The organism is Flavobacterium sp. MEB061 (assembly GCF_000834715.1).
Taxonomy (GTDB): Bacteria; Bacteroidota; Bacteroidia; order Flavobacteriales; family Flavobacteriaceae; genus Flavobacterium; species Flavobacterium pectinovorum.
In genome coordinates this window covers 211969-230885 of record NZ_JXQR01000007.1, presented here as the reverse complement: position 1 = coordinate 230885, position 18917 = coordinate 211969, and the positions used below count along the sequence as shown (strand labels likewise).

The following is an 18917-nucleotide window of genomic DNA, read 5'->3' as shown; positions in this document are numbered from 1 at the left end:
AGCTCAGATGGTAGAGCAATGGACTGAAAATCCATGTGTCCCTGGTTCGATCCCTGGAGGTACCACCAAAACCCGAATAGCAATATTCGGGTTTTTTGTTTTTAATACTTTTTGGGGAAATTCCAATTTTTTAAATTCCAAAATCCAATAAAATTTACCGCAAAGAAACGCTAAGATTTACGCAAAGGTTCGCAAAGCTAATTATCAAAGCTTTGCGAACCTTTGCTTTTATATGAGCTTAATAAAATCTTTGCGAACTTTGCGCTTTTTCTTTGCGCCTTAGCGGTAAAAAACACCCCAATTTGTAAACTTTCAATTACCAAAAAGTGTAAATTAAACAATTATATGATTTTGTTAAAAAAGTATCAATTAAATAAAAAAATATCTTTTATATTCGTAAAATAATACTTTATACTTTTCTTTACTAATAAGAACACAAGAGCTATTTATGGGTAAAACTTCTACAAAAGGCATTTGGAAAGTAATTTCTGCCTCATCAATGGGTACAATGATTGAATGGTATGACTTCTACATTTTTGGAAGTTTAGCTGTTGTAATTTCAACAAAATTCTTTCCAAGCGATAATCCAACTGCAGCTTTTTTATCTACATTGGCCACTTTTGCGGCAGGATTTGTAGTTCGCCCGTTTGGAGCATTGTTCTTCGGAAGACTTGGTGATATTATTGGTAGAAAATATACTTTTATGGCTACCTTATTATTGATGGGTGGTTCTACTTTTTTAATAGGCTGTATTCCAAGTTATGAAACGATCGGTTTTCTAGCCCCTTTATTGGTTTTAATTCTTCGTTTATTACAGGGTCTCGCACTTGGAGGAGAATACGGTGGTGCCGCGACGTATGTAGCAGAACACGCTCCCGCCGGACAAAAAGGATATTGGACATCATGGATTCAAACCACGGCTACAGTTGGTTTATTCATTTCATTAATGGTAATTCTGGCTACAAAAAATGTGCTTTCGGCTGAAGATTTTGATTCTTGGGGATGGCGCGTACCTTTTTGGGTTTCGATCGTAATGGTTGGAGTTTCGTATTTAATTCGAAAAAATATGGATGAATCTCCTGTATTTGCAAAAGCTAAAAAAGAAGGTACAACCAGTACAAATCCTCTAAAAGAGAGTTTTGGAAACCGATATAATTTAAAATTTGTCTTATTGGCTTTATTTGGCGCCACAATGGGACAAGGTGTTGTTTGGTACACCGGACAGTTTTACGCAATGAGTTTCATGAAAACGGTAATGAATGTTGATTCCTCACAGGTTGATGAATTACTTGGAATTGCCTTATTATTAGGAACTCCGTTTTTTATTGTTTTTGGATGGCTTAGCGATAAAATAGGACGAAAATATATTATGATGGGCGGAATGCTGATTGCTGTTTTATTATATAGGCCTATCTATAAAATGATGTACGAAACAACCGATTTAAAAAATAAAACTGAAATTGTACAGAAAACGAAACAAGTTGTTGAAACCAGTAAAATCAATGATTCTATAGTTACAAATCAAAAAAAATATACTGACGGCACAACCTTAACAGAGAAAAAAACGTATACTAAAAACAAAAAAGAAGCTCAGGTTAATACATCAATTAGTATCAATACAAATGACGAATGGACTTTGATTTTTTTAATTTTCGTTCAGGTTTTATTTGTTACGATGGTGTATGGACCAATTGCGGCATTTTTAGTAGAAATGTTTCCAACGAAAATCAGGTATACTTCGATGTCTCTTCCTTATCATGTAGGAAACGGAATTTTTGGAGGTTTGCTTCCGGCAATTTCAACCTATTTTGTAACGCATTCTAAAGAGGCAGGAAAACCGGAATTTTATCTTGACGGTCTTTGGTATCCTATTATAATTGCTTCGATATGCTTTGTAATTGGAATGGTATATATTGATAATAAAAACAAAACGAATCACCTTTAATATAAATAATTATGAATGCAATCAAACAAATTTTAGGTGTTTTATGGGTTATTTTAGCTGTGGCTGCAGCTTATTTTTGTGTCTTTGAATTTGGCTTACCCAAACTATTATCAGACAAACAAGACGATTTAGTCTTTGGAATCATCATTTTATTTATTCTGACACCTTTAATTGTTTTAGGTCTGGGAACTTTTGGTTATTTTGCCGTAATTGGCGAATACAATGAAAAGAAATGAAAGAAAAATAAAAGGGTTGCCTGTTTCCAGACAACCCTTTCGCATTACTAACAAAACCAAAATCTTGTTGTGAAATTTATTTTTTAATAAACTTCATCACCTGGATTTTACCATTTTGATCAAAAGCTTTTACCACATACAGTCCCGCTTTTAAATCGCTTACACCAAATTGAAAATCAATATTTCCATTAGGCACAAAACTTTTTACCAATTGCCCGGATATTGCGTAAACCTGAACTTTTGCTGCAGCAATATTTAAGGTAAAATAATTAGAAACCGGATTTGGATATAATCTCACAACATTTCCTTTTTCGAAATTTTCTATGGCCAGGCTGGCTTCTTTATTTCCATAAATTCTATATTCGCCGGCAGGTAAATTTAGGGTTGCGTTTACATCTGTAACTTCTATAGCGCTATTATCCATTAAATTATACCATGTTCCTGTGTATTGAAAACCTGTTGCAACATTTTGAGCCACAACATCAAAATTGGCAATGATTAAAACATCTTTTAATTGTGTGGAAGGTAAATTACTGTTGTTGATTTTTATATTTACAGATAACGAATTTACGCTTGCTATTGTTGGTGTTCCTAAAAATACCGGCTCGGTCGTTTTAAGGGTTATCATTTTTGCCCAATCGTTGTAAATTTTATTCCGATTTGAATTTCCTAACCAATTATTTGCCCATTGCGGTTGTGGTTTTGTATCTAATTTACAATCTCCGGAAATTGCATCGAAATCATTATTTACAGAATTATCATTGCAGGTAAAAATGGAGTTTTCCCAGCCTAATTCTCCAAAATGCCAGATCATTTTTGGCCCGGGAACTAATAGCGAAACTGCTCCAATGGCGGACATTCTTGATAAAGCTGTATTTAGATCTTTTACATTATATGTTCCGCTTGAAGCTCCGTATTGTACATTTTTATACATCAGGCGTTCTTCATCATGACTTTCGGCATAACCCATTAATCGGTTTGCCACAAAACCGTGATTCGAACTCGCCATTCTTGAAATATCACTTTCAGATGCATATCCCATAGACAATTGATTATAAGGCCCGGTCATTTTGCCCCACATCATAACTCCTTTGCTTGGCGTTTCGGTAATTTTATAATTGGCCCATTCTTTCTCTTCTGTATCACTTCCTAAATGTTCAAAAATAGTATAATGTGTAGGATCAAGACTCCATGAATAATCAGCATATTTCTTTAATATATCTACCCTGTCCTGCTGATAACTATCTGTACAACCACCATCAGAAGCTGTACAATTTTGGGTAAATCCTTTGGTTAAATCCCAACGGAAACCGTCAATTTTGTATTCTTCAATCCATTGTTTGATTACGCGATTTACATAATTCTGCGTTTTTAAGGATTGATGATTAAAATCTTCACCCACATTATAAGCATGTTTGGCAACGGTATTAAAATAAGGATTCTCCTCCGTTGGCGAACCAAACCCATCTCCATCAGGATCGTTCATCCACATTCTTACCATCGGGTTTCTTCCAAAAGCATGATTTAAGGCAACATCAAGAATAACCGCAATTCCGTTTTGATGATATAAATCAATGAGTTCTTTTAATTTATCCGATGTTCCGTAGAATTTATCCAACGCCATATGGAAAGAAGTATTATAACCCCAGCTTTCATTGCCTTCAAACTCCATTACCGGCATTAATTCGATTGCATTTATTTTTAGGCTTTTAAAATATTCAATTCGATCAATTAAACTCTGATAATTTCTGGCTGCATCAAAATCACGAACCAAAACTTCATACACTACTAATTTCTCTTTTTCGGGTTTTGTAAAATTCGTAACCTGCCAATTGTATGGGGTTTGCCCTGTTTTTAAAACAGAAACTTCAAAATTTTGTCCTGCAGGATAAACTGGCATATTGGGATATGAAGTTGCAGGAATCCACGGATCATCATAAGGTGACAAAACCAAAGTTGAATAAGGATCTGCTGTTTTTACTAATGAAGGCGAATTGGTAAGCGGTGTCGCATCAACCACCCAATATTGATAGGTGTTATTTTCACCGGAAATTAATCCTGTTAATTCCAACCAAAATTTACCCGAATCGAGATCTTTTTTCATGGCATACACCGATGAAGGCTGCCAGTTATTAAAACTTCCGGCAACGTAAACAAAATCTTTTAAAGGTGCATCCAGAACCAAGGTTGCTTTTGTTGCATCACCCGAATTGTAATTAATTCCATCAACTAAACCAATTGGCATTGTCTGAGAAATTGTATTGGGATTTACAACAACCGCAAACTTTTTGACTATTGTTGTCGCTCCCTGAACAATACTCAGCTCATAACTTTGATTACTCAATATATTGGTATGATTAAACGAATAAGAAGATGTACTCGCATTTGTATCGATTGTAGTTCCGTTTGCTTTAAGCGTATAGCTTGCTGCTCCGTTTGTGTTGGATGCGGTAATATTAAAATTTGCACCTGAAGTTATAATTGTAGTACTATTTTCAGATGGTGCAGTTAAAGTTGCCTGAAAAGAACCAACTTTAATAAAAAAATCTGAACAAGATGGCACTTGCTTTAATGTCTGAGAACCATTTGCATTTCTAAAAACCAGACCCATTTTTGTAGCATCTGTTTGTTGCGTTGCAGTAAGTCCAAAATAGATACTTGGCGTAATGGTAATACTCCACGTGCCATTTCCATTGTCGTTCATTAAGCCAATTCCGTCATCATCTCCCCAATTTCCTTTTGCAGTTGCCCAGGGATTAGCTTCTGTTCCAATTCCTGAATGCATATATACTTTTGAAGGATTGGTACCCATTTCATTACAAGTTGGTGATGCAAACGAAGCCGTAATTGTTATCGGTTCATTTACCTGAAATATAGCAGGAGACACTGTTATTTGCTGAGCATTGGCAGTGACAAAAAGCAGATATAAACATACTAGTATAATTTTTTTCATAATGTGGTTTTGGTTTAGTTAGTATTATAAAAAAAGGCTATCATAGAGATAGCCTTTTCAGTATGTACATTAAAAATTAATCTAATGTTATTGTTTTTGCAACGTTGTCAATTTTAAAAACTCTAAGTCCGGTTGCTCCGGTATATTTGAAGTTTTTATCTCCATCATTTGCATTTTCTAATTCTGAATCGATAGTATAACCTGCGTTAGCATAATATTCAAAGTTGTGACTATTATCTGAACCCCAGTTGCCTCCACTTGTAAAGTCATTAGATAAAAATTCTCTAAAAGCTTCTCCATTTTTAAGAACAAGACTAACCTCATAGATCTTTGATTGTCCGGCAACTAGTGGAAATTCAGTTTCAGCATCTCCATCCCATGACCATCCACCAGGAGTAGCACCTCCTACTAACCAGTGCGAACTAGCTAGTGGCGCATGATAAGGAGTTGCTTTAAAAGTAACTGAGTTAGAATATTGCGGAAGTCCATCTGCACCTATCACAGCTTTAATACGAAGATCAACATTGTTTACTTCTTTCTCGATAAAACCTCCATTAACTAAAGCAGAATTTAATTCCTCTACAGTTAGTTCCTGCGAAACTGCAGTAGTATTAGTTACCGTCACTGGGCTCTTAAAATTAGTTCCTGCTTTTGCAATTTGAATCGTATAGTTTACTACTACAGTACTTCCTGCATAAGTTGCTTTGTTCCAAGTAACAGTTGTAGCAATTTCTTTCTCCGTTTCTTTTGAAAGGACAATACTAAAATCAGATTGTGGTGTTAACAATACCGGAGCAGTTCCTACCCCAATAACAGGTCTGTTTTCTACATCATCAGCATTACACGAGACCGCTAATACACCAATAAATGCAATTAAAATTTTATATATATTTTTCATTTTAATGTTTTATAAAATTAGTATCCAGTGTTTTGCTCTAATGTTGGGTTTGCCTGAATGTTTCTTGCAGGAATTGGCATTAAGTCTCTGTATGACTCTGTAGCATTACCATTGATAGAACCACCTTTCCATTGCCAGATTTTTGATGCTCCTGTAAATTTTCCAAAACGAATTAAATCAGTTCTTCTTTTACATTCCCAAAATAATTCTCTTCCTCTTTCATCTAAAATAAAATCAAGAGTTAATTGAGGAAGTGTAACCGCCTGAGCATTTGCTCTGGTTCTAATTTGATTGATATAACCTAAAGCAGTATTAATGTTTCCAGTAGTAGCTCCTCTAAGAGTTGCTTCTGCATACATCAAATAAGCATCAGTTAATCTAAACATTGGGAAATCGATATCCGGAATATCATTTCTTTGTGCTGCAGAACCATCTGAATTTATATTAATGTATTTTGTAACAGCATAACCGTCTGTAAAAGTCCCTACATTATTAATGTTTTTTGATTGACCATCTGTATAAAATGTTCCTCTATTATCTGCTGTTGCAGTTTCATCTGGAAAAAGGTCTACAAACTCTCTACGAGTTCTGATTCCCTGCCATCCACCATCCATACCTCTGGACGCAGCATTCATGCTACCTCCAATAGAAGCGTGCATAATAAAACTCATTCCTCCACCAGTAGCTCTAATAGCGTTACCATCTCCAACAATTGGGAAAATAAATTCGCTTTGAGCACCATTTCTATTATTATCTGCAGAGAACAAATAACGGTAAGGAACATTTGCAAAAGTATAACCAGAATTAATAACTTCAGAACACATTGTAGCTGCTTCGTTATTTCTGTCTACTCCTGTATATACTTTAGAATTTAAATAAATTTGTGCCAATAAAAATTTAGCAGCCGTTTTATCTACTCTACCATATTCATTTGTTTTTGAAGCAGCTAAACTATTGTCTAAGTCTTTTAATTCTGACTCAACAAAAGCGAAAACTTCTGCTCTTGATTTTTGTACCGGATAGAAGAATCCAACAGGATCATTTTCTGTCGTGATTGGCACATTTCCAAACAAGTCCATTAAGTTATAATAAGAAAACGCTCTTAAAAAACGAGCTTCAGCTCTAAAAGTAGCAATTTCAGCTTTTAAACTTGCATCAACACCTCTTTCTGTTAATTTCTCATCAGTAGTTTGTCTTAAAAACTCATTGGCAACACTAATGTGGTAAAATGCTCTTGAAAATGTTCCTTCTAAAAATTCATTAGCAGGAGCCCATGTTTGAGCATTTATTGTTGGTAAAGTACCATCTGCCCAAGCAATAATAGCTTCATCTGTAGAAAATTCCTGAGTTACAAAAAGCAATCTTAAGTAACTGCTAAAGTCACCACCAAGTCCTGAAATATCAGGGTTTCTTCCAGGTATCGTAGCATCTCCATCTCCATCATTACCTCCAACATACAAACCTGCGTATAATTTTGCTAATACTTGTTTGTACGATGCCGGATCCTGAAAAAAGGTTTCTGATAAAAATTCATCATCGTCTTTTGGGGTCACGTTTAAATCGTCCGTACACGAAGTAAGCGTCATACTTATTCCTAAAATGAATAGGAAAAAATAAGATATATATTTAAATGATATTTTCATTTTGTTTATTTTTAAATTTTTGATTTCAGTCTACTATTAGAAATTGGCATTAACTCCAAACAAGAACGTTCTTGCTCTTGGGTAAACATTATTATCAATTCCGTTGAATTTCTCAGGATCTAATCCATCATATTTCGTAAGAATGAAAACATTTTGAACACCAGCTGTAAATCTTAAAGAAGCAGCTTTGATAATTGTTTTATCAAAAGTGTATCCAAGTGTAACGTTATCTAATTTGATAAAAGAAGCATCTTTTACAAAATAATCAGACAAGTAACGTTGTGTTCCGTTATCTTCATAAGTAAAACCAGTATTAAAATAATCTGAACTCACGTTTGACAAATCTGTTTGTCTTCTTAAACCTGCATCAGAATATCCTAAATTAGAACTTACGTTGTCAAAAATCTTATTTCCAACACTTGCTCTCCAGTTCATTGTAAAATCAAACTTTTTGTAGTTTAAAGTAGAGAACAAACCGAAAGTGTAATCCGGAGCAGTTTTACCAGCTCTGTAACGGTCACCTGCATCAAGTTTTCCATCTGCATTTCTATCTACATAAGCACCTGCAATTGGTCTTTTGTTTGCATCATATAATTGTTCGTATACAAAAAATGAATTTGGCGCATATCCTACTGAGTTAATCTGGATTTTATTTCCATTTCCACCAGCAATATTATCACCCGTTAAATAACCTTGAAAACCTGGAACTGTAGTTCCTAATTCTGATATCTCCTGATCAATGTAAGTCGTATTGAAAGCTACATTCCAAGTCAAATTATCATTTTTAACAATATCAGAAGCAATACTAAACTCAACCCCTTTTGTTCTTACACTACCAATATTAAAGAAACCTTGATTTCTAATATTTGCACCATCAGGAACCGCAATATCTGCTAATAAATCTGTCGATTTTTTATCAAAGTAGTTAATTGTTCCAGTAATTCTGTCACTGAAAAATCCATAATCAATACCAACGTTAGTCTCAGCTAATTCTTCCCATTTAATATCAGGGTTATAACCTTCCGGTCTCGCTGTTGAATAAACAGTATTACCAAAAACATATTGAGAATTGATTGTTCCTATTGTTACTCTACGTAAATAATCATATTGAGCAGAGATATCCTGTTGACCAGTAGTACCGTAACCAACTCTTAATTTTAAAGTCGAAAAAGTAGCGTTATCTTTCAAGAAAGCTTCTTCAGATAAATTCCATGCAAAAGCAGCTCCACCAAAATTACCCCATCTGTTATCTTCAGAAAAACGAGAAGTTCCGTCTCTTCTATAATTTAAAGTCAATAAATATCTACTGTCATACCCTAAATTCAAACGTCCAAAAAACGATTGTAAATTAACATCCGGCTCAGTAGTAACATCTTCATTAGGATTTGGTTGTCTGGTTTCTCCTGATTGATATTTCTCTCTTTGAAACAATTGGTAGTTATAACCAGCCGTTGCATCAATTTTAATTTTTCCTAAATCTTTAGTATAATTAAAATAAGCATTTAAGTTTTTATTTTGAAGTGCATCTGTATAACTAGAATAGTTTCCTAAGTTTACATAACCTGCCTCAGTAAAAGGCTTTGGCTGATATCCTAAAGCACTTTGTGTACTTACTTCAGTATATCCGCTACTGTCAAATCTATCAATACCTGCTTCTACAACAGCTCTTAAATCTTCAAAGAAATGAAGTTTATAGTCTAATCTAACATTACCCCATTTTCTTGTAGAAGTAGCTCTTCTGTTATCCTGGTTTAACCTTGCTACAGGGTTTCTTGCAGGCAATAATGGTAAGTTTCCACTAGGTTCAAGCCATTCATAATATCCTCCGTAACGAGAACCCGTTTCGTAAACAGATTGTGTAGGATCAAATCCGATAGCACTTCCAATTACAGCACCTTCATCCTGAAATTGGTTTTTACCGAAAGATAAATTTCCGCTAATATCAATTTTTAAATGATTATCAAATAAAACCGGATTTAACGATAACGATGTCGTAGTTCTTTCAAAAGAAGTGTTTCTTAGGATTCCAGGGTTATCAACATTACCAACAGATAAACGTACAGGCAATTTGTTAAACAAAGAACCGCTTACAGAGATATTATTGTTAGTTGTTAAAGCAGTATGAAAAATTTCATCTTGCCAGTTTGTATTTGCAGTACCCAATAAAGCTTGTTGCGCCGGAGTACCTTTTGTATTTACCAATTCACGATATTGGTCTGCATTCATTACATCAACAGTATTCGCAACAGTATTGATACCAACCTGAGAACTAAAGTTAACTTTTACACCACCTTTTGTTCCTTTTTTAGTTGTAATAACAATTACACCATTTGCAGCTCTTGACCCATAGATTGCAGCAGCAGAAGCATCTTTAAGAACTGTAAAAGACTCAATATCATTAGGATCAATTGTAGATAAAATACTTGTAGAACCTTCTGGTTTAGTATTACTTAACGGAAGACCGTCTAGTACAATTAAAGGCTCATTTGAAGCATTTAATGAAGATCCTCCACGAATTCTGATATCCGCTTTTGCTCCAGGCGCTCCTCCACCAGTTACATTAACACCCGAAATACGACCGCTAATTAAACTCTCCGGAGTTACGTTAATTCCTTTATTAAATTCTTTAGCAGAAATTTGAGATACAGATCCTGTCGCATCTTTTTTCTTAACAGTACCGTAACCTACTTGTACAACAACTTCCTTAAGTTGGTTGGTATCTTCTTCTAAAGAAACGTTTAGTGTTTTTTGTCCGGTGAAATCAATCGTTTGCGTTTTATATCCAATAAAAGATACCACAATTTTGTTTCCACTTTTAACATTTGACAATTGGTAATTACCGTCAAATCCAGTTGATGCCCCGCTTGGTGCACCTTGTACATTTACATTTACTCCCGGTATTGGCTGTCCTGTAGTTTTATCTACAACAGTTCCGCTTAAAGTACTTTGAGCTAGTACAGTAAATGGCAACAAGAGGAATAAAAATAACAACTTTTTGTAAATTGTTTTCATACTTTTTGTTTAAATTAGTTTGAGTTTGTGATTGTTAGTTAAGTTTTTAATTTTACTTCGAATTTCAAAATTAGGAATTTATTAACATGAACAACCAGAACCAATTTTTATTGAGTTACGAAAACGTGGTAGTGTTGAAAACTTTCTATATTTTGTAATCTTTTCAGTCAAAAAATGATAAATCAGAAAATAAAAGATACCTTTATTAATAATTAGATTTTTTTCAATAATACGATGAAACGCAAAATCACCTTAAAACAGATTGCAAAGGAACTCGACGTCTCTATTTCAACTGTCTCAAAATCATTACGAAACAGTCTTGAAATTGGCGAAGAAACACGCTTAAAAGTGCAGGCTTTTGCAAAGTTTTACAATTACAAACCAAACAATATTGCCCTTAGTTTAAAAAACCGAAAAACCAAAAGTATTGGTATTATCATTCCGGAAATTGTACATTATTTTTTCTCTACCGTAATTAACGGAATTGAGCAGGTTGCCAACGAAAATGGTTATAGCGTTGTGATCTGTTTATCTGATGATTCTTTTGACAAAGAAGTCCTAAATATGGAGATGTTGGCAAACGGAAGCATCGATGGTTTTATCATGTCTCTTTCTAAAGAAACTCAATACAAAGGTGATTTTCACCACATTACAGAAGTTATAAATCAAGGAATGCCGGTTGTAATGTTCGATCGCGTTACTAATGATATTTTGTGCGATAAGGTTATTATTGATGATAAAGCAGCAGCTTATGAAGCCGTTCAGAGTTTGATTGATAACGGAAGAAAAAAGATCGCTCTTGTTACAACCGTCGATTATGTAAGTGTTGGAAAATTAAGAACCGATGGTTACGAAAAAGCCTTATTAGACAACGGGTTACCATTCAACGAAGATTTAATCATTAAAATTGAAGACGTAGATACTTGCGAAATAACCATTTCTGAACTTCTGCATGCAAGAGCATTTGATGCTGTTTTTGCAGTAAATGAGCTTTTTGCAGTAACAATTATCAAAACTGCATCAAAGATGGGATTAAAAGTTCCCGAAGATTTAGCTGTAATTGCATTTACGGACGGAATCATCTCAAAATATTCAACGCCAAGTATTACAACTGTAAGCCAAAGTGGTGAAAAAATGGGAAATAAAGCAGCTAAAATGCTGATCGAAAGACTGGAAGCAGAACACGACGATGACGAAGAAGAAAACGAAAATTATACTACTGAAGTTATAGAAACACATCTTATAAAAAGAGAATCTACTGACTAAATTTCTTAAAATCAACATATTCCAAAGCCATAATTAATTTTTATGGCTTTTTTGTTAGCATATATCTAAAAATAATTTATACTTTTACGCCCGTCAAGGCTTTTACTTTTACTTCGAAAAAAACAGTAAGTTTTGATAAGCAAAGCGCTTATCGTCTAATTAATTTTTTAATTACGATAATGGAAAAGCGTAAATTAAGTTTCTGGGAAATTTGGAACATGAGTTTCGGTTTCTTGGGAATACAAATGGGGTTTGCACTTCAAAATGCAAATGCCAGCAGAATTCTTCAAATTTTTGGTGCCGACGTACATGAACTTTCATGGTTCTGGATTATTGCTCCTCTTATGGGATTAATAGTGCAGCCCGTTATTGGTCATTACAGTGATAAAACCTGGAGCAAATTCGGAAGACGAAAACCATTTTTTCTGGTTGGCGCAATCCTGGCTTCGGTTGGATTAATTTTAATGCCGCAGGCTAATATTTTCATTTCTGTTTTACCCGCTTTATGGGTTGGAGCCGGAATGTTAATGATCATGGATGCTTCTTTCAACATTGCCATGGAACCATTCCGTGCTTTGGTTGGTGACAATTTAAGAACAGATCAGCGTACAGCAGGTTTCAGCATTCAAACTTCATTAATTGGTTTTGGAGCCGTAATTGGTTCGGCTTTGCCTTATGTTTTAACCAACTATTTTGACATTTCAAACAATGCCGTTCCCGGAAGTATTCCATTAAACCTGAAATTATCATTTATCATTGGTGCAGCCGTTTTAATTGGTTCTATTTTGGTAACACTTTTTACAACAAAAGAATATACTCCTGAAGAATTAGCTAATTTTGAAGATCCGCAAAGTGAAGTGGATATTCCTTCTGAAGAAAAATCAAAACTTACAGACATTTTTACAGACTTTGCAAAAATGCCAACAACAATGCGTCAGCTAAGTTGGGTACAATTTTTCTCCTGGTTTGGATTATTTGGTATGTGGGTTTTTACAACTCCCGCCATTGCACATCATATTTACGGATTGCCTTTAAGCGACACTTCAAGTCAGCAATATCAGGATGCCGGAGACTGGGTCGGAATTTTGTTTGGAGTTTACAATTTAGTTTCTGCTATCATCGCATTGTTTTTCCTGCCATACATCGCAAAAAAAATCGGACGAAAATCAACTCATGCACTTTCATTAATCATTGGAGGAATCGGATTAATTTCCATTTACTTCATGCCAAATGAAGACTGGGTTGTATTACCCATGATTTTAATTGGAGTTGCCTGGGCTAGTATTCTGGCGATGCCTTACGCGATTCTTGCAGGATCGATTGCTCCTAAAAAAATGGGAGTTTACATGGGAATCTTCAACTTCTTTGTTGTAATTCCTCAAATTGTAAACGCATTAATTGGCGGTCCAATTGTAAAATATCTTTACAATGGCGATGCGATTTATGCCTTAATTACAAGTGGAGTTAGTTTTTTAATTGCTGCTCTTTTAGTTTACAAAGTAAAAGATGTAGACGATACTATTCAAAAATAATAAAGAAGAATTTTTCATATAATGAACAAAAAAGCTTTCATATTCGACCTTGATGGCGTAATTGTCGATACTGCTAAATACCACTTTTTGGCATGGCAGAAAATCGCTCAGTCGTTAAATATAAATTTTACACATGAAAACAACGAACTTTTAAAAGGCGTGAGCCGTGTTCGTTCGTTGGATATAATTCTTGAATTAGGAAACGTTCAGGCTTCTCAGGAAGACAAAGACAAATGGCTAATTCAAAAAAACGAAGATTATTTATCTTATTTAGTTGACATGGACGAAAGCGAGATTCTTCCCGGAGTTTTTAAAATTCTTCAGCTATTAAAAGAAAAAAATCAGGGAATTGCGTTGGGTTCTGCGAGTAAAAATGCCCGACCAATTCTGGAGAAAACAGGAATTCTTTCGTATTTCGATGTTATTGTTGACGGAAACGATGTTACCAATGCAAAACCGGATCCGGAAGTTTTCTTAAAAGCGGCTCAATTATTAAACATTGACCCAAAAGATTCAATTGTATTTGAAGATTCAGTTGCCGGAATCCAGGCAGCAAACATAGCAGAAATGATAAGTGTAGGAATTGGTGAGGAAACAATTTTACATGAAGCTGATTATATTTTTAAAGATTTCACCGAAATCGATTCACAGTTTATCGAGAAACTAATTAATTAGAAAATGTGCCAATTTGATAATTAGATAATTTACATAAATCTGAATTATTTAATTATCAAATAGAAATCATCAACTGATATTTTAAAAATAAAATCATCTAATTAAAAAGTAAAATAGTACAACAACAAGCAATTAAGGATAGAATTAAATTAGAAGTAGCCAAAGACAAGTAATTATCTCATTTTCTAATTGACACATTTTCTAATTACCCTAATTAATTGCCACATTATCTAATTAAGAAATAATGAATCAAGATTATATAAAACCAGACAATTGGTCTATCATAGAAGAAGGATTTGATGTAGAAAGAGTCAAATCGTCTGAAAGTCTTTTTAGTATCGGGAACGGTGCAATGGGACAACGCGCTAATTTTGAAGAAACATACTCTGGAGAAACTTTTCAGGGAAGTTATATTGCCGGAATTTATTATCCGGATAAAACCAAAGTGGGTTGGTGGAAAAACGGATATCCAAAATATTTTGCGAAAGTATTAAACGCGCCAAACTGGATTGGTATCGATGTTCAAATCAACGAAGAAAATCTTGATTTAAACAATTGCACCGAGGTTAGAAATTTCCGCAGAGAATTGAATATGAAAGAAGGATGGTACAATCGTTCTTTTGAAGCAACATTAAAAAACGGAACCGAAATTGCCGTAAACGTTCGTCGTTTTCTTTCTTTGGATTTGGATGAAGCCGGAATTATCAAATTTGAAATTACGCCTTTAAACAAAGACGCCAAAATTGTTTACAAACCTTATATTGATGCCGGAGTTACCAATGAAGACGCCAATTGGGAAGAAAAATTCTGGGAACCGCTTGAAGTAAAAAAATCAAATAGTGAAGCTTTTGTAACCGCTCAGACATTCAAAACGCATTTTAAAGTTACGACTTTCATGCACAATACGATTCTTGCAAACGGAGAAAATGTAAATATTTCACCTTCTACAATCGATTCAACTTCAGATAAAGTTCAGTTTACTTACGGAACAATTATCGCAAAAGGACAAACCTCAGCCATTCAAAAAATTGGGGGATATACCGTTTCTTTAAACCACGAAAATACTTTGGCTGCAGCCGAAAAAACAATAAAAGCTGCCCTTAATTTAGGATACGATGCTTTACTTCAAAATCAAATTGATGCCTGGGCAAAAATCTGGGAAATGTCGGACATTACAATTGATGGCGATGTAAAAGCACAACAGGGAATCCGTTTCAACATCTTCCAATTAAACCAAACTTATTTAGGAAAAGATTCTCGTTTGAATATTGGACCAAAAGGTTTTACCGGAGAAAAATACGGTGGATCTACTTATTGGGATACCGAAGCGTATTGTATTCCGTTTTACATGGCAACTAAAGATCAGCAAGTTGCAAGAAACCTATTAACTTACAGATTCAATCAATTGGACAAAGCGATTGAAAATGCCAAAGATAATTTAGGTTTCAAAAATGGCGCGGCTTTGTATCCAATGGTGACCATGAATGGAGAAGAATGCCACAACGAATGGGAAATCACACACGAAGAAATTCACCGAAACGGAGCGATTGCTTTTGCGATTTATAACTATTACCGTTTTACAGGAGATTACTCTTATATTCCTGAAAAAGGTTTAGAAGTTTTAATCGGAATTGCACGTTTCTGGCACCAAAGAGCTTCTTTCTCTAAAGAAAAAAATCAATACGTAATTCTTGGCGTTACAGGTCCAAACGAATACGAGAACAATATCAACAATAATTTTTACACCAATTATATTGCAAAATGGTGTATTGATTATGCAGCTGAACAAATTAAAAAAGTAGCTGTAGAATATCCTTCAGATCACAAACGCATCTTAGAAAAAGTTAGCCTTTCGGCGAATGAAATTCAGGAATGGAAAAAAGTGGCCGATAATATGTATTTCCCAACTTCAAAAGAATTAGGGATTTATTTGCAGCAAGATGGCTTTTTAGACAAAGATTTAGTTCCCGTAAAAGACTTAGATAAAGCACAAAGACCAATCAATCAAAAATGGTCTTGGGATCGTGTATTGCGTTCGCCTTATATTAAACAAGCCGATGTTTTGCAGTGTTTTTATTTCTTCGAAGATCATTTTTCGAAAGAAGAATTACAACGCAATTTTGAGTTTTATGAATCATTTACGGTTCATGAAAGTTCACTTTCGCCTTGCGTACACTCGATTCAGGCTGCCGTTTTAGACAAAATGGATATGGCATATACGTTCTATTTAAGAACTTCTCGTCTTGATCTTGATGATTATAATAAAGAAGTTGAAGAAGGCTGTCACATCACGTCAATGGCCGGAACATGGATGAGCATTGTAGAAGGTTTTGGCGGAATGCGTGTTAAAAATGACCAGCTTCATTTTTCGCCAAAAATTCCAAAAGAATGGAAAGGTTACTCTTTTAAAATTAATTTCAGAAACCAAATTTTAAAAGTAGCTGTGAATCATGACGAAACAACATTTACTGTAGACGGCGATCAAGATTTAACAATTGTAGTTAACGGAAATCCTGTAATTGCAAGTAAATTTGTACAAATAAATTAAATTACCCTTAAAACTTAAAAAACATGAAAAACTTATTTTTCGCAAGTTTAATCTTGTTTGCATTTAGCTCGATCGCAAATGCACAGCAATTAAAATCACCCGAAGGAAAGTTCGTAATGGAATTTTCGCTGCAAAACGACGGAACTCCAACTTATAATTTAAAATATAAAAATAAAGAAGTTGTAAAAACCAGTAAATTAGGTCTTGAACTTAAAGATGATAAAAAATCTTTATTGAATGACTTTACGATTGTTGATACAAAAACTTCAACCTTTGATGAAACCTGGAAACCAGTTTGGGGAGAAGTTGATAATATTAGAAATCATTATAATGAATTGGCTGTTACTTTAAACCAAAAAGGAACAGAAAGACAAATCGTAATTCGTTTCCGTTTATTTGATGACGGTTTAGGATTTAGATATGAATTTCCTGCTCAAAAAAATCTGACTTATTTTATTATTAAAGAAGAAAGATCTCAATTTGCCATGACTGGAGATCACACCGCTTTCTGGATTCCGGGAGATTATGATACTCAGGAATACGATTATACAAAATCGAAATTATCTGAAATTAGAGGTTTATCTGAAAAAGCATATACAGCAAACGTTTCACAAAAAAACTTTTCGCCAACAGGAGTTCAGACTTCTTTGATGTTAAAAACAAATGATGGAATATACATCAATTTACACGAAGCGGCTTTGATCAATTATTCTTGTATGCACCTGAACTTAGATGATAAAAACATGACTTTTACTTCTTGGTTAACGCCAGATGCAAAAGGAGACAAAGGATACATGCAGGCTCCAAGTCATTCTCCTTGGAGAACGATTATGGTTAGCGATGATGCTAGAGAAATCTTAGCTTCAAAAATGACTTACAACTTAAACGATCCATCAAAAATTGAAAATACTTCGTGGATTAAACCCGTAAAATACATCGGTGTTTGGTGGGAAATGATTACAGGAAAAAGCTCTTGGTCATACACAAACGATTTTCCAACAGTTCAATTGGGAGTTTCTGATTTCTCAAAAGCAAAACCAAGCGGAACGCACGGAGCGACAAATACTAACGTAAAAAAATACATTGATTTTGCTGCTGCAAATGGCTTCGACGCTGTTTTGGTTGAAGGATGGAACGAAGGCTGGGAAGACTGGTTTGGGCATTCAAAAGATTATGTTTTTGATTTCGTAACGCCTTACCCTGATTTTGATGTAAAAGGTTTACATGCATACGCAAAATCTAAAGGTGTAAAAATCATTATGCACCACGAAACTTCAGGTTCTGTTCGTAACTACGAACGTCATATGGACAAAGCATATCAATTCATGAAAGACAACGGATATGATGCTGTAAAAAGCGGTTATGTTGGAGATATTTTACCTCGCGGTGAAAATCATTACGATCAATGGATTGTAAACCATTATCAATATGCTATCGAAAAAGCTGCTGATTACAAAATTATGGTGAATGCTCACGAAGCCGTTCGCCCAACAGGAATTGCAAGAACATACCCTAACTTAATTGGTAACGAAGCAGCAAGAGGAACAGAATATCAAGCTTTTGGAGGTTCTAAACCAAATCACGTTACCGTTTTACCATTTACACGTTTAATTGGAGGTCCAATGGATTATACTCCGGGAATTTTCGAAATGGACATCAGCAAAATGAATCCTGAAAATACCTCGCATGTAAATAGTACAATTGCAAACCAATTAGCATTATATGTTACCATGTACAGTCCGTTGCAAATGGCGGCTGATACTCCGGAGAACTATAACCGTTTTCCAGATGCATTCCAATTCATTAAAGATGTGGCTGTAGACTGGTCAGAAAGTAAATATATTGAAGCTGAACCAGGCGATTTTATCACTGTTGCCCGTAAAGCAAAAGGAACAAACAACTGGTTTGTTGGAAACGTAAACGGAGAAACTCCACGTACATCAAACATCGATTTCAGTTTCCTTGAAAAAGGTAAAAAATACACAGCTACAATTTATGCTGATGCAAAAGATGCGCATTACAAAACAAATCCGCAAGCTTATACTATCAAGAAAATTGCTGTAACAAACAAATCAAAATTATCGCAGTTATCTGCTCCGGGCGGAGGTTATGCGATCAGTATTATCGAAACCAAATAATTTTCTAAAAAGACAGGCAATTTTCCCCGAGATTGCTTGTCTTTTTTTTAATCTGATATATTTATCCTGCA

11 protein-coding genes and 1 tRNA gene are annotated in these 18917 nt (G+C 34.6%); 8 read left to right on the top strand and 4 right to left on the bottom strand.

Features of this window, described 5'->3' with window-relative positions; genetic code table 11:
• From RT99_RS03865 to RT99_RS03855, 3 genes are all read left to right on the top strand, one after another.
• A tRNA-Phe gene (locus RT99_RS03865) sits at positions 1-68 on the top strand.
• Between the two features lie 380 nt (positions 69-448).
• Complete coding sequence (locus tag RT99_RS03860; protein ID WP_042563405.1) at positions 449-1945, top strand: MFS transporter; 1497 nt, start codon at positions 449-451, stop codon at positions 1943-1945.
• An 11-nt stretch (positions 1946-1956) separates the two neighbouring features.
• A complete protein-coding gene (locus RT99_RS03855; RefSeq protein WP_042563404.1) occupies positions 1957-2181 on the top strand; it encodes a DUF6814 family protein in 225 nt (74 codons plus the stop codon).
• 76 nt (positions 2182-2257) lie between these two features.
• Here RT99_RS03855 and RT99_RS03850 read toward each other — a convergent pair whose 3' ends face one another.
• The 4 genes from RT99_RS03850 to RT99_RS03835 all read right to left on the bottom strand — a co-directional run bounded on the left by RT99_RS03850 (position 2258) and on the right by RT99_RS03835 (position 10687).
• Complete coding sequence (locus tag RT99_RS03850) at positions 2258-5134, bottom strand: alpha-amylase family glycosyl hydrolase (RefSeq protein ID WP_042563403.1); 2877 nt, start codon at positions 5132-5134, stop codon at positions 2258-2260.
• A gap of 76 nt (positions 5135-5210) precedes the next feature.
• Positions 5211-6032 (bottom strand): SusE domain-containing protein, encoded by an 822-nt coding sequence (locus RT99_RS24570; RefSeq protein ID WP_052483536.1) that lies wholly within the window; start codon positions 6030-6032, stop codon positions 5211-5213.
• A gap of 17 nt (positions 6033-6049) precedes the next feature.
• Positions 6050-7675, bottom strand: coding sequence for a RagB/SusD family nutrient uptake outer membrane protein (locus RT99_RS03840; protein ID WP_042563402.1), 1626 nt, complete (start codon positions 7673-7675; stop codon positions 6050-6052).
• Between the two features lie 36 nt (positions 7676-7711).
• Complete coding sequence (locus RT99_RS03835) at positions 7712-10687, bottom strand: TonB-dependent receptor (protein ID WP_042563401.1); 2976 nt, start codon at positions 10685-10687, stop codon at positions 7712-7714.
• A gap of 234 nt (positions 10688-10921) precedes the next feature.
• Between RT99_RS03835 and RT99_RS03830 the strand changes: the two genes are divergently transcribed.
• From RT99_RS03830 to RT99_RS03810, 5 genes are all read left to right on the top strand, one after another.
• Positions 10922-11953, top strand: coding sequence for a LacI family DNA-binding transcriptional regulator (locus RT99_RS03830; RefSeq protein ID WP_042563400.1), 1032 nt, complete (start codon positions 10922-10924; stop codon positions 11951-11953).
• A 179-nt stretch (positions 11954-12132) separates the two neighbouring features.
• The gene (locus RT99_RS03825) at positions 12133-13485 is read left to right on the top strand and encodes an MFS transporter (RefSeq protein WP_042563399.1); all 1353 of its coding nucleotides are present in this window, start codon (positions 12133-12135) and stop codon (positions 13483-13485) included.
• Between the two features lie 21 nt (positions 13486-13506).
• Positions 13507-14160, top strand: coding sequence for a beta-phosphoglucomutase (gene pgmB, locus RT99_RS03820; RefSeq protein ID WP_042563398.1), 654 nt, complete (start codon positions 13507-13509; stop codon positions 14158-14160).
• 244 nt (positions 14161-14404) lie between these two features.
• Positions 14405-16708, top strand: coding sequence for a glycoside hydrolase family 65 protein (locus RT99_RS03815; protein ID WP_042563397.1), 2304 nt, complete (start codon positions 14405-14407; stop codon positions 16706-16708).
• Between the two features lie 23 nt (positions 16709-16731).
• The gene (locus tag RT99_RS03810) at positions 16732-18846 is read left to right on the top strand and encodes a glycoside hydrolase family 97 protein (protein ID WP_042563396.1); all 2115 of its coding nucleotides are present in this window, start codon (positions 16732-16734) and stop codon (positions 18844-18846) included.
• Positions 18847-18917: the final 71 nt, after the last annotated feature.